12 protein-coding genes are annotated in these 12,440 nt (G+C 45.9%); 3 read left to right on the plus strand and 9 right to left on the minus strand.

Features of this window, described 5'->3' with window-relative positions; translation table 11 throughout:
• Positions 1-27 precede the first annotated feature (27 nt).
• The 5 genes from hemW to gpr all read right to left on the minus strand — a co-directional run bounded on the left by hemW (position 28) and on the right by gpr (position 5,793).
• Positions 28-1,167 (minus strand): radical SAM family heme chaperone HemW, encoded by a 1,140-nt coding sequence (hemW, locus tag QRD89_RS12025; RefSeq protein ID WP_286095326.1) that lies wholly within the window; start codon positions 1,165-1,167, stop codon positions 28-30.
• 73 nt (positions 1,168-1,240) lie between these two features.
• Positions 1,241-3,058, minus strand: a complete 1,818-nt coding sequence (gene lepA / locus QRD89_RS12030) for a translation elongation factor 4 (protein WP_008638299.1) — start codon at positions 3,056-3,058, stop codon at positions 1,241-1,243.
• 101 nt (positions 3,059-3,159) lie between these two features.
• Positions 3,160-3,444, minus strand: coding sequence for a hypothetical protein (locus QRD89_RS12035; protein WP_008638300.1), 285 nt, complete (start codon positions 3,442-3,444; stop codon positions 3,160-3,162).
• 16 nt (positions 3,445-3,460) lie between these two features.
• Positions 3,461-4,624: a stage II sporulation protein P gene (gene spoIIP, locus QRD89_RS12040; RefSeq protein ID WP_008638301.1), complete on the minus strand. Its 1,164-nt coding sequence runs from the start codon at positions 4,622-4,624 to the stop codon at positions 3,461-3,463.
• Between the two features lie 77 nt (positions 4,625-4,701).
• Entirely contained in the window at positions 4,702-5,793 is a 1,092-nt protein-coding gene (gpr, locus tag QRD89_RS12045) for a GPR endopeptidase (protein WP_026577194.1), read from the minus strand.
• A 161-nt stretch (positions 5,794-5,954) separates the two neighbouring features.
• Between gpr and rpsT the strand changes: the two genes are divergently transcribed.
• Entirely contained in the window at positions 5,955-6,215 is a 261-nt protein-coding gene (rpsT, locus tag QRD89_RS12050; RefSeq protein WP_008638309.1) for a 30S ribosomal protein S20, read from the plus strand.
• Between the two features lie 245 nt (positions 6,216-6,460).
• On the opposite strand, the gene holA is transcribed toward rpsT, so the two are convergent.
• The gene (gene holA / locus QRD89_RS12055) at positions 6,461-7,474 is read right to left on the minus strand and encodes a DNA polymerase III subunit delta (protein WP_026577193.1); all 1,014 of its coding nucleotides are present in this window, start codon (positions 7,472-7,474) and stop codon (positions 6,461-6,463) included.
• A 343-nt stretch (positions 7,475-7,817) separates the two neighbouring features.
• On the opposite strand from holA, the gene QRD89_RS12060 reads away from it, so the two are divergent.
• On the plus strand, positions 7,818-7,952 hold the full coding sequence (locus QRD89_RS12060; RefSeq protein ID WP_008638311.1) for a YqzM family protein: 135 nt from the start codon (positions 7,818-7,820) through the stop codon (positions 7,950-7,952).
• A 40-nt stretch (positions 7,953-7,992) separates the two neighbouring features.
• Here the strand turns inward: QRD89_RS12060 and QRD89_RS12065 are convergent, their stop codons facing one another.
• The 3 genes from QRD89_RS12065 to QRD89_RS12075 form a co-directional block, all read right to left on the minus strand.
• On the minus strand, positions 7,993-10,248 hold the full coding sequence (locus QRD89_RS12065; protein ID WP_353477919.1) for a DNA internalization-related competence protein ComEC/Rec2: 2,256 nt from the start codon (positions 10,246-10,248) through the stop codon (positions 7,993-7,995).
• The gene (locus QRD89_RS12070) at positions 10,245-10,799 is read right to left on the minus strand and encodes a ComE operon protein 2 (protein WP_008638315.1); all 555 of its coding nucleotides are present in this window, start codon (positions 10,797-10,799) and stop codon (positions 10,245-10,247) included. The genes QRD89_RS12065 and QRD89_RS12070 overlap by 4 nt, the downstream gene beginning before the upstream one ends.
• Before the next feature lie 64 nt (positions 10,800-10,863).
• Positions 10,864-11,439, minus strand: coding sequence for a helix-hairpin-helix domain-containing protein (locus QRD89_RS12075; protein ID WP_008638319.1), 576 nt, complete (start codon positions 11,437-11,439; stop codon positions 10,864-10,866).
• A gap of 76 nt (positions 11,440-11,515) precedes the next feature.
• On the opposite strand from QRD89_RS12075, the gene comER reads away from it, so the two are divergent.
• Complete coding sequence (gene comER, locus QRD89_RS12080; protein WP_008638321.1) at positions 11,516-12,328, plus strand: late competence protein ComER; 813 nt, start codon at positions 11,516-11,518, stop codon at positions 12,326-12,328.
• The last annotated feature ends 112 nt before the right edge of the window (positions 12,329-12,440 follow it).

Here is a 12,440-nt window from a genome sequence, read left to right on the forward strand (position 1 = left end):
CCATGTCAACGGTTAAGCTCGGTTTTTTCAGTCATCTAATAAAAATTCCTGGAATACTTCATTGCCGAGGATGCGACCTTTTGGAGTCAGGCGGAGGTATCCTTGTTCTTCCTCCATTAACCGGCGGTCCTTCATCGCTGAAATCGCCTGCCCGAACACATCGACTATTGGCTGATCATACTTTTCTTTGAAACGTTCCACTTTTACCCCCTGCGTTTTCCTAAGGCCGAGAAACATCTCTTCTTCCATCATTTCTTTCCTCGTTATCGGTTCCTCGTGAAGGACAGGTTTCCCGTTTTCCATCGCCTGCTTAACATAGGCAGGAAGCGGACGAATATTGATGGTACGCTTGCCGGGCATGTATCCATGTGCCCCGGCACCTATTCCGTAATAATAAGCATTATCCCAGTATGTCAAGTTATGCTTGCTTTCAAACCCCGGCTTTGCGAAGTTGCTGATCTCATATTGGACTGCTCCTGCATTAGCAAGCCTGCGCTGCAGCAGCTCATACATTTCAGCTTCGCGTTCCTCCGGAGCCTTGGAGAGCTTACCCTTTTTGTACCTTTGATAAAACACCGTTTTCGGTTCAATTTGCAACGAATAAGAGGAGTAATGCGGAAGCCCGAACTGCAGGGCTTCGTCAATGGTTTTATTAAAATCCTCGACCGTCTGACCCGGCAGGGCGTACATGAGGTCGATGCTTATATTCGACAACCCGCCGCTCAAAAGTCTGTCGATGTTTGTATAGACATCTTTCACTTTATGGACACGGCCGATCTTTTCCAGCATATCATCATCGAACACTTGAACACCGAGGGAAATGCGGTTGACTCCATAGGCTTTCAAGAGCCGGACTTTCTCCATATCCAAATCGCCCGGGTTCGCCTCAAATGTATATTCCTCACAACCGGCGACATCGAAATGGGCGTCGATCATTTTCAATAACTTTTCCAATTGCTGATGGTTTACCGCCGTCGGGGTCCCGCCTCCGACGAAAATGGTACGCACACTTGCCTTTCCGCTCGGAATGTATGTGTGAATCTCTTTTTCAAGAGCAATAAGATATTCATCAGCTAAACGCTCATTATAGAAAAACTTCGTAAAATCACAGTAGTGGCAGATCTGCTGACAGAACGGGATGTGTATATAAGCGGATGATATAGTCATTGGATGTGTTTCCACCTTTCATAAGGAAAACCGCAAGAGAAAATCTCCTGCGGTTTGCTTCTTTCGCACCTTTTTAGTCTTCATTCAAATCAAGGACGGACATAAACGCTTCCTGCGGCACTTCTACAGAGCCGACCATCTTCATGCGCTTTTTCCCTTCCTTCTGTTTCTCAAGGAGCTTACGCTTCCTCGAAATGTCTCCCCCGTAACACTTGGACAAAACGTTTTTGCGCATGGCCTTGATTGTCGTACGCGCAACGACTTTGTTGCCGATAGCAGCCTGAACAGGGACTTCAAACTGTTGTCTCGGAATAAGTTTCTTCAGTTTATCGGCAATCAGCTTCCCTCGCTCATAAGCGAAGTCGCGGTGGACGATAAAGGACAAGGCATCGATTGTGTCCCCGTTAAGAAGAATATCCATCTTCACAAGGTTGGAAGAACGATAACCGATCAATTCATAGTCAAAGGATGCATAACCTTTCGTCTGGGATTTCAAGGAATCGAAGAAGTCATAAACGATTTCTGACAACGGAATCTCATAGACGACATTGACACGATTATCATCGAGATACTGCATATCCATGAAATTCCCGCGTTTTCTCTGACAGATCTCCATGACAGGACCTACGTAATCATTCGGCACCATGATGCTCGCCTTCACATAGGGCTCCTGCACTTCCTCTAATTTCTGGTTATCCGGCATCATGGATGGGTTGTCCACGTCCATTTCGGAGCCATCCGTCATGCGGACTTTGTAGATAACGCTCGGAGCAGTCGTTATTAAATCGATTTTATATTCTCTTTCAATCCGTTCCTGAATGATTTCCATATGGAGCATACCAAGGAAACCACAGCGGAAACCGAAACCGAGTGCCTGGGAGGTCTCCGGCTCGAACTGGAGGGAAGAATCATTCAACTCCAGACGCTCAAGCGCGTCACGGAGATCGTTGTATTTACTGGCATCCACCGGGTACATCCCGCAGAACACCATCGGGTTCATCTTTTTATATCCCGGCAGCGGATTGGCAGCAGGATTGTTGGCTAAAGTAATCGTGTCACCGACGCGGCTGTCGCCGATGTTTTTGATGGATGCAGAGAGGTACCCGACGTCCCCGACATTCAATTCTTTCAATGGCGTCGGTGTAGGGCGGAAAACACCGAGTTCATTAACTTCGAACTCTTTACCAGTAGCCATCATTTTAATCTTATCACCAAGCTTAATAGATCCTTCCCGCACACATGTGTACGCAACGACTCCACGATAAGAGTCATATAAAGAATCAAAGATAAGCGCCTTCGTCGGGTCGTTCGCATTACCTTCCGGAGCAGGAATATCCGTTACGATCCGTTCCAGAATTTCATCAATCCCGATTCCTTCTTTTGCAGAAGCGAGGATTGCATCCGACGCATCAATGCCGATAACGTCTTCGATTTCTTGTTTTATCCGTTCCGGGTCCGCACCTGGAAGGTCGATTTTGTTGATGACCGGGATAATTTCCAGATCGTTCTCCAATGCAAGGTAGACGTTTGCAAGCGTCTGCGCTTCAATCCCTTGTGCGGCATCTACTACAAGAATGGCACCTTCACAGGCAGCAAGGCTTCTTGACACTTCGTATGTAAAGTCGACGTGTCCTGGTGTATCGATTAAATGAAAGGTATAGTCAAGCCCGTCATTAGCATTATAGTTCAGCTGAACGGCATTCAGCTTAATCGTAATTCCGCGTTCCCTTTCCAGATCCATCGCATCAAGGAACTGTTCTTTCATTTCCCTTTGGGTAAGGGCGTTTGTTTTTTCTAAAATTCGGTCAGCAAGCGTCGATTTCCCGTGGTCAATATGGGCGATGATCGAAAAGTTGCGTACCCTTTCTTGTTTCGATTGTGTTGTCAACATAAATCACTCCTACTGAAATTCGGCACAAATATCTAGCTTGATTATAGCAATACAAAGGGCATTATTCAATCTAAACCATAAAGCTGTTCCCTTTTAAAGAGCTAACCGCTTTGAATGATTCCTGAAAAAACAAGAATGACAGCATGGAAACAAATCGCTACACCCTCCCCTATAGCTCCTGCAAGTTTGGCAATCCAAGGAATATCCGTCTCTTGGGGGCCGACTTCACAGGAGAGCCCGGCAGAAGAGACGGCGGACGCCGATTCTGCCTGCTCACTGGTTACGATTTTCTCTTCCGGTTCCTTAAGATTGTTACGATCGATCCCTGTCAAAGCCCCGAACAAGAAGGAAGCAGCTATCAAGATCACAGCCAATATCGCCTTCACACTAGGACCTCCTTGTTCAAGATGGTGTGTCCACTTTCTGATCTTCGAAATAATATTCACCGAATACCTCTGCCAGAATATCCGCAGAACGGTATAATTCCTCCAAGTGATTATCCACCCCTCCAAACTCAATTAAAATAGCGTTTGGATTAAGGTCCTGGTTATACACCCCGTCAACACCTGATCCCTTTTTCGTAATAACACCACGGCTGATTCCCGGATACTCCTTCTCAAGGCGTTGGTGGAGGGCGGAGGCAAATTTCAAGTTCTGTTCATAATTTGGGTGTTCGGCCCCGATCACGAAAGCGAACCTTGCGTATTTTTTCCCTTCGATCGTTGTTGTCGTATGCTCCCCTCCGATACTGTCCCTGTGAAGGTCGAAGAGGTACGTGAGTCCGTCATTTTGACTGATGGCTTCTTCGACTACAGGGCGGACAGCGTCGTAAGATTGATAATACTCCAACCCTTTTTCACTTCTTATTGCTGCAACGTCCGTTTTATCTACTATGGTGCCAATCCCTTGTTTTTCAAGGCTCTCTCCAAGCCTGTCTCCGATCAGTGTAATGTTGACTTTGCCATCGTAGCTGGTTGATTCATCAGGCAGGTGAGGATAGAAAGACTCTGTATTATGCGTATGATAGATGTAAACCTTATCCTCGCCTACCGGGGTTTCCTCCTGTTCTTCCTGCTGCTGGTCCTTTCCTTGATCCTCCTCGACCACACCTTCTTCGCCCCGTTCCTTCACTTCATCCGGCGGCTCGGATTCGATCGGGAGGTTAGAAAAATCGGTTCCTTCCCCCGCTATGATAATCTGACTGTTATAAGAAGACAGGCCGGGTATCTCTCTTCCGAGCAGGCTGCGTGGATCGTTAGGAGTAAGACTGGTGAACAATTGAAAAGAAAGGGTTCCAAGCCCGGGAATCCTGTTCCCTTCCGGATGCGCTTCTTTATACGATTTGTTCTCCATCTCAAATAGATAAAGAAAAGAACTCCCTTCCAACTTAGTCGTCCATTCCTGGATTGTATCGGAATACAAACGGTAAGTCGTCTTCGCTCCTGTCAGAATTCCAATACCAATAAAGAGTAAAATCAAGACCGTGATGGAGACGATCGTCCACCTTGTTACCTGTTTCATATAGCCCGGTTCTTTCCCTTTCCACTTCTTCGGGTATTGAGACATTAAAAATCCTCTCCTCATACTCTATCTAGTAGATGGTATGAATGAGAGGGATTTAATAGAACCTGTCTCTATTGAATTTATCTGGAAAAAGATTCTGCTTCTCCATCCTCTATCCCGGAATGGAGGGCGCCGTTGATACCGGTGGCAATGACGTGAGCCATGTCCACAATGAAACTGTCCACCTCTTTCGGAGTGACCATCAAGTTGTGACCAAGAGGGGTTAGAACTTCTTTAATCAACTGCTTTTTCTCTTCGTGCTCCAGCTCTCCAAACATGCCGAGGAGTGCTTTGCTCTGTTCTTCATTCGGATGGTCTTCGTCCGTCAGCGATTTTCTCTCGAATGGATTCATTGCAGGGGACAAAGCGTTAGAAGGTCTGTCTTTCTCTTTCCATTCTCTTCCGAAATGTTTCAATACATAATCAATCGTATCGTTTGTGATGGTAACCGCGTCCACAACGGTTGGTACACCAATAGATAAGACAGGAATACCGTACGTTTCCTTACTGATTTCCTTTCGTTTGTTTCCTACACCGGAACCCGGATGAATACCCGTATCAGATAATTGGATGGTAGCATTGATTCGGTTAATGGATCTGGATGCGAGAGCATCAATGACCAGCACGAAATCCGGTTTAATTTCTTCAATGATTCCGTGTACCATATCACTCGTTTCAATCCCGGTCACACCCATGACTCCCGGTGTAACGGCTGAAACAGGTCTGTATCCTTCAGAAACCGTTTCGGGATGAAGTTCGAACAGATGACTCGTTACGAGCACCTCCTCTGTGACAAGCGGTCCGAGAGCATCCGGCGTGACATTATGGTTGCCAAGACCGACAATTAAACCTCTGTCCATTTCACTAATGCCGCATTCAAGGAGCAGTTGTCTGATCTGGGCAGAAAGCGTCTTAGCCAGGCGCACCTGCATAGCCGTATCCTGCTTACGAATCGCCAGCGATTCAAGGGTGACGTAGTGCCCTGCTTTCTTTCCGATTCGATCCGCTCCTTTTTGATCAATGGTGACGTAGGTGATTTTAATATCATCCGCTTCTTCTTCTTTGACCTGAACACCATCATCATCCGTCGATGAGGGGTCATTATCTACGTTCATTTCGTGGGCTTCCAAAGCTAAATCGGTACGCAGTGTATAAGGTATTTGTTCATCCATTACGCTTCAACCTCCTTATATCCATGTTCTCCCAATGGACGGGATCCTATGCAAATCCTCCAACAGATGCATATAAGTATTGAAAAGCACGTCCCGCTCTGGTAAAATGTCTCTTGTTCGATATGAATGAGTCTTTTTGTTTTTACCTAGGAGGTGAAACTATGCCTAACATTAAATCAGCGAAAAAACGTGTACGTGTTAACAGCGATGCTCGTGCTTTGAACGCAGCTTTCAAATCTGACATGCGTACTGCTGTCAAGCGTGTTGAAACGCTTGTACAAGCGAAAGATACTGACAACGCGAAAACAGCACTTCCTACAGCTGTCAAGAAAATTGACAAAGCAGTGCAACGCGGTGCCCTTCATAAAAACACAGGAAACCGTAAGAAATCTCGCCTAACTAAATTAGTTAACGCATTATAATTAATTTGTTATTTATGACCAACACAAACGATCCTTCTTATGAACGGATCGTTTTTCTCATGAAGAAGCCCTCCCGGTATTCCGGGAGGGCTTCTTCAAACTACATATTTAAGAGAACCAGTGATTTTTTTAACTCCTACCACATAAATAAAGATCTCCCGCTTCAGCAAAAGCTGTAACAGCTATACGATGCAACCATTTCCCGGAGACGGCGGCCTTTCCCCTTAATCACAATTTCCCCTATTTTATACAGCATGACCTTGTTTGATGTTAATCATCTTATATAGAAGCATCTCAAAGGCCAGAGATTTGTCCATCATTCCCTGTTTAAGCGTATGATCCGTTTCCGCAAGCTGCTCCATTATTTGATTTAATTCCTCATTTGTGAAGAACTTCTCCCGCTTCAAAGCCATTTTAAGTACATATGGATGCGCCTTGATGTAAGATTTCATTTGGTTTTGGGCGTATCCTTTCTGCTTCAATACTTTTGCCTGGTTGATGATCCGAAACTGGGAAGCAAGAAGCGCCGTCAATGCAATAGGCTCCTCGTTCAACTTCTCCAAATCCTTATAAATACGGATCGCCCTTCCAAGGTCTCGTTCCATTACCGCATCCACCAGCTTTAATCCTGATGCTTCGGCACTGTGGGATAAGAGCTCTTCCGCCAATTCTTTGGTTACGACGCCGCCCTCCCCGACATTCAATGCGAGCTTCTCCATTTCCATTCGCAGCGCCATCAAATTTGCTCCGATTTCCTGTGTGAAAAGCTCGTGGATCGATTCCGGTACGGTAATATGTAATTCCCCGGCTAGTGTTTGAATCCATTTATCCATGTCCCACTCTTTAACCGGCTGACAAGAGATAACCTCGCCGTGCTTCTTCAGCTGCTTAAAGATTTTTTTACGTTCATCCAGTTTTTCATAAGGAGCAATCAAGATCAACACCGAGTAATCCGCGGGGTTTTCAATATAGGACAACAGCGTATCCACATCATGTTCAAAAGGCAGTTTATCCGGTTTTGCCTTTAGAAATCCGGGATGATTGGCAATGACAACTTTGCCGTCTCCGAGGAAAGGAAACGTTTCTGCATCTGTGACCGCATCCTCAATCGGTGTCTCTTCCAGATCGTATTGCGAAATATTGAATTCCTGATCTTCCTTTTTCAGTGTCTGTCCAATGATTTTATTCTTATATTCCTGAATGAGGTAGGATTCTTCTCCATATAATAAATATACCTGTGATTGTTTTACTTTGACCATAATAGTGGCTAACCTTCCTTTTATGTTTCCATTTCCATGAAAAAAAGATACGGCGACCCCTGTCGGGTGCCGGTGTCACCATTTTATGCCCGTTTCGGACATCTGTCAAAACAGTGAACCGTATCGCCGTATGTTCCATCTATATAAACGCCATTCCAAAAGCCCCGGGCGCTTTTGAAGAGGACGATGTTGTTCCTCGCTTGCGTTTAGTTTGACCGCTTCCAAAAGAATTATCTGTGACAAGTCTTGCTAGCTGTGGGAATGATTCTTGACTGTTTTCAAGGAATGTAGATTTTTTCCTTATCTTGGACTATACTGGATGTAGATAAGAGGAGGGGTAACAATGAACGAATTTAAGAACGACATACAATCTAAGACGAACGACGTCATTGATTCTGGATTAGGGTTTGTGTTTTCCTTTGTTTTCTTCTTCGTCATCTTCTTCATAGGTGTGGTATTTTCCATCCTCGGACAATGACCATTTGTGTCAGGAAGGCTGCTGTAACGGCAGTCTTTTTTTATTCTCTGCTCGCATTATACGGAAGATAGGTCCTAAATGTTCCACTTTGCCCGGAAAAAATATAGCTTACCGCTCCATGAAGGTCCGTACGGAAGATCACCGTTCCTCTCTCCTCCAGCCTCTGCGTCACTTCCTCATGGGGATGGCCGTAGCGATTATTCCGTCCGACGGAAATCCATGCATATTCCACGGATAGTTGTTCTAGAAAGGATTCGGAAGTAGATGTACGACTTCCATGATGACCAACTTTCAATACGTCCGTATGAATATCGGGATGACCGGACAGAATTTCTTCCTCTACCTCCAGCGGAACATCTCCTGTAAAAAGCCACCGCTTACCACCCAGTTCGGAAGCAAGAACTAAAGAGTTATGATTCGCATCGTTCTGATCCTCATTCGGGTGAAGCACTTCAAAACGATACGATCCGATTTCCAACACGTCACCCGCTTCTATCACCTCTGTCTTATCAGCTATCGTCTCCCCTTCATAAAAAGGACTGACCACAAGCTGTCCAACCTGCATTTCTCGAAACAACGGGAAAACACTCCCACTATGATCCTGATCCTCATGAGTAACAATCAACGCATCCAGCTGATGGATGCCCCGGGATTTAAGAAAGGGCAGGATAATCTGCTTGGCTGTTTCATCTCCTGCTTTTTGAAAAGTCGGCGGACCAGCTGCATCAATCATCAATACACCGCTTCTGTAGGGAAGCTCTATGATAAAAGAGTCCCCCTGGCCGACATCCAGCATGGTTACAGCACCCTTGTCAGAGAAATAAGGAATCGCACTGTATATCATCAGCACCCCCACCGCTCCACAAGCAGCCAGAAAGGCTGTAATCCGTTTCTTTTTCGACCAGCATATAACCATAAGGATGAAGCATGTGCTATAGAGCAGGATCACAGAAGAAGGAACAGCACCGATTACCCAGGGGATATCCATATAGGAAGTCACTCCTTTGGACACGTCCATAACGTATTCATGCAACTGAAAGACAAAAGAAGAGAAGGGTCCAGCTGTTTGCGGCAGCAGAAAACTGCAGGCAAAGACGAGAAATAGAAGTGGAATAAATACAAAAGAGAAGTAGGGAACCAAGACGGTATTCACAAATAAGGAGAGCGGCTGGAATTCGTAGAAGTAGTGTACTTGAAGGGATAGGATCGATAATTGACTGATGAGGCTGATAACGGCTGATTGGAGAACAGCATTCGAGTATTGTTTAAGAATGGGCAACGACAGAATGAGACTGAATGTAACCAGAAAGGAAAATTGAAAACCGATATGGTGGAAGTAGGAAGGATTAAGGAGAAGAAGAACGAACGCCGTCACGGACAGGAGGTCTGATAATGGAATCCGTATTTTTAAAAAGGAAAAAAGAAGAAGGACAAGTGCCATCAATCCTGCTCGGATGACCGAAGGCGCCGATCCAGCAAAAACGATATAAAAAGGCAGGAAGAACATAAGGAACAGAGAAGCTTGACGTCGTGTTGCCACGCCGCTTCGGAAAAGAACGAGATACATGCCCCCGACGGTCAATCCGACATGCAGGCCGGAAATCGCGAGAACATGAGCGAGGTTAAATTTCCGAAACCAGAACAAGGTATCCTCCGGAAGCTCCCCTGAATCCCCGAAGAGAAGCGCCCTCATCCAAGGATATAACGAAGGTTCTACCTGCTCCTCTAAAGCATCCATCATATTTTTTCTGAATTCAAACAAATAACTGAGAAAAGATCGCCCTTCACACTCCAGGTCACTAAGCGAGGCAAGTGTGATTTGTTGATATATCCCTTTGGAAGCCATGTAATTCTTATAATCAAAATTACCGGGATTTCTAGCTCCTTCTATTTGTTCAACATCACCGACACCAACACACGAGGCTCCATGCGGCCAATCAGGTACAGGCCCTTCCTCCTCTTTAAACAGACGGAGAATAAATCCGGTACCATCGGAAGTTTCAATTATTGTCTGATAGGTATGGCTCGTTTCTGTTCTATTTGAGGAGAGCGTCCCTTGAAAACTCCGCGCTTTTTCCGCTTCAAAGGGAGGAGACTCAGGGAGAGGGAGGTAGGACCAGCCGAGGATAAAAAAAGAGGCGAGGATAAAACACCAGTAGGTTTGTTTTCTATGGATGAACAGCCACACCACAACAAGGAAACCCATTACAAGTTGAATCGCGATGCTTTGTATAGCAGTTACCCCGCCAAGCACGAAGGCCAGGACGGGGACATGCCATATCCCCTTCCACATCATTCAGAATAACGGAAGAGTTCGTCCGCCTTTTTTCTCAAATGTTGGACGTCAGGATCTTCATAATGTTCCAGTTTGTCGAGAAGTTCAACCATGAGCTGTTGATGCTCCACGTGCATCGGCTCCCGTTCAATAGCGACTTTCTGAATGCGTACACCTGCCTGCTGAAGCATTTCGACCGCATAAGGATCATTCTTATAGTCTTCACTATAATAAACAGCTTGAATACCAGCTTGAATGATGGCTTTTGTACAGTGAAGGCACGGAAAGTGAGTGACGTAAATTTCTGCATTTTCCGTTGCAACACCGAACTTGGCACATTGAAGAAGGGCGTTCATTTCTGCATGAATGGTACGTACACAATGGCCGTCCACCACATAGCACCCTTCATCGATACAATGGACACCGCCTGAGACGCTGCCGTTATATCCTCCTGCGATCATTCGTTTATCTCTAACAATGACTGCCCCGACGGCGAGCCGCTGACAAGTGCTTCGAGACTTCAGCAAGTAACTCTGGGACATGAAATATTGATTCCAAGTAATCCGTTCCATTTTATGTACTCCTCCTATTTATTCTCCTTCAGTTTACTCTCCCGAAACACCGGTCGTCAAACGATCAAGGAGCCCTTATACTGTCCCTCATATTCTCAAGGGTCTTCTCTCCTATCCCGGGTACATTCACTAGATCATCAACAGATGCAAAGGGGCCGTTCTCTTCCCTGTATTGGATGATCGCCTCAGCCTTAGAAGGACCAATTCCCGGTAGTGTCTCCATTTCCGCCGCAGTCGCTTGATTGACGGCCAGCTTCTCTCCCACCGCTGAAGCACTCGGACCGGGTACGGCCGCTTCTTCAGCAGCACTCGGTACCAAAACGACCATCTCGTCCTGGAGGATCTGTGCTAAATTCACCTGAAGCGGGTCTGCAAATTCCGTCATACCGCCCGCCTCACGAATTACATCGTCCACCCGCATTCCCGGGCGGACGACATATACGCCCGGCTTGCTCACTTCTCCCTTTACATCCACACGGAACGTTGCAGTCTCTTCTTGCTTCGCCTCTGCTTCCTCTTCGTGTTTAGCTTCCACTTTCTCTACCGCTGCCGGTGTAGGTGACGTCGATTCCCGCCAGTAAAGAAGAAGAATGATCAAGAGAGGGGCTCCCAGCCATAGGTACCTTTTCCATTTGGTCATGGCAGTGGACCTCCTTTCATATATTTGATTTTGGAGAATATGGATAATTAGATAAGGATAAAGGGAGGGATTCCATTTGAATATAGGAATCATCGGAACTGGAAACATGGGAAATCTGCTGGTAACCAGTTTTATTAGAAGTGGTGCGGTCGCAGAAAAAGACATTACCATATTCAACCGGACGCCGGCAAAAGCGGACGCATTAAAAGATCAATTCCCAACCATTCAGGTGGCGGAAAATTTAGCGGCCCTTCAGAAGAACAGCGATATCGTATTCCTTTGTGTGAAACCGCATAACTACAAGGATGTGTTGGATGCCTTAAAAGCAGGATGGAGCGAACAGCAATGCCTCATTTCCATTACAAGCCCGGTCTCTGTTTCACAGCTGGAAGAGGTGACTCCGTGTCAGGTCGCAAGAATCGTCCCTTCGATCACAAATCACGCACTGGCAGGAGTAAGTCTGTTCACATTCAGCGACAGAGTGACAGCATCCAACCGTGCTCTGTTAGAAAAATTATTTGAAAACATTTCCACGCCGATAGATATCCAAGAAGAACATATCAGAGTCTCTTCCGATATCGTTTCGTGCGGTCCAGCCTTCATCAGTTATTTACTTAGTAATTGGATTAAGGCAGCAGGAGAAGTTGCCGGCCTGCCGGAAGATAAAGCGACGGCATTGACCGAAGAAATGGTGGTGGGACTTGGAGAGCTGCTCTCCCAAAAGGTGATGACCCTTGAAGAGCTGATGGCCAAAGTGACCGTGAAGGGCGGAGTTACCGGAGAAGGACTTCAGGCGTTGGAAGACAATATAGGTCCTTTGTTTCAAAAGATGTTTGAAGCAACCCAGAAGAAGCATAAAGAGGATAAAGCAACAATTGATTTAAGCTAAATAACGTATTCGACAAAAGCTGCCTGTTTCCTGCAAAAAAAAAAGAGTCCGACTAAAAATCGGACTCTTTGCAGGCTGTGGAGCAACTTCAACTTCCAATCATATATGATCA

Source organism: Halobacillus sp. ACCC02827, assembly GCF_030291935.1.
In the GTDB taxonomy this organism is placed as follows: domain Bacteria; phylum Bacillota; class Bacilli; order Bacillales; family Halobacillaceae; genus Halobacillus.